Annotated in this window: 1 pseudogene; it reads left to right on the plus strand. The window is 54.7% G+C overall.

Annotated elements, in window-relative coordinates:
• A pseudogene (dcuB, locus tag AC5O77_RS21995) lies at positions 1-616 on the plus strand (anaerobic C4-dicarboxylate transporter DcuB); the annotation flags it as partial.
• Positions 617-649 lie beyond the last annotated feature (33 nt).

The raw sequence follows: 649 nt of genomic DNA on the forward strand, positions 1-649 counted from the left end.
CCTCGGGGCAATCGCTGTAGTCGCACTTCTTGGTGCTGATTCGGACCTGCGTCCATCCTTCGGTGGCAAACCGCTGTCGATGGTACTGGTTATTCAGATGTTTATGCTGCTTACCGGGGCGCTGATTATTATCCTGACCAAAACCAATCCCGCGTCTATCTCAAAAAACGAAGTCTTCCGTTCCGGTATGATCGCCATCGTGGCGGTGTACGGTATCGCATGGATGGCTGAAACCATGTTCGGTGCGCATATGTCTGAAATTCAGGGCGTACTGGGTGAAATGGTGAAAGAGTATCCGTGGGCCTATGCCATTGTTCTGCTGCTGGTTTCCAAGTTTGTAAACTCTCAGGCTGCGGCGCTGGCGGCGATTGTTCCGGTCGCGCTGGCGATCGGCGTTGATCCGGCATACATCGTGGCTTCAGCACCGGCTTGCTACGGTTATTACATCCTGCCGACTTATCCGAGCGATCTGGCAGCGATTCAGTTTGACCGTTCCGGCACCACCCACATCGGTCGCTTCGTCATCAACCACAGCTTTATTCTGCCGGGGTTGATTGGTGTGAGCGTATCGTGCGTCTTCGGCTGGATCTTCGCCGCGATGTACGGGTTCTTATAAATGCACTTTGCGTGCCGCCCGTGACTACGCGGG

This window comes from Stenotrophomonas sp. INTA L402-1 (assembly GCF_059295135.1).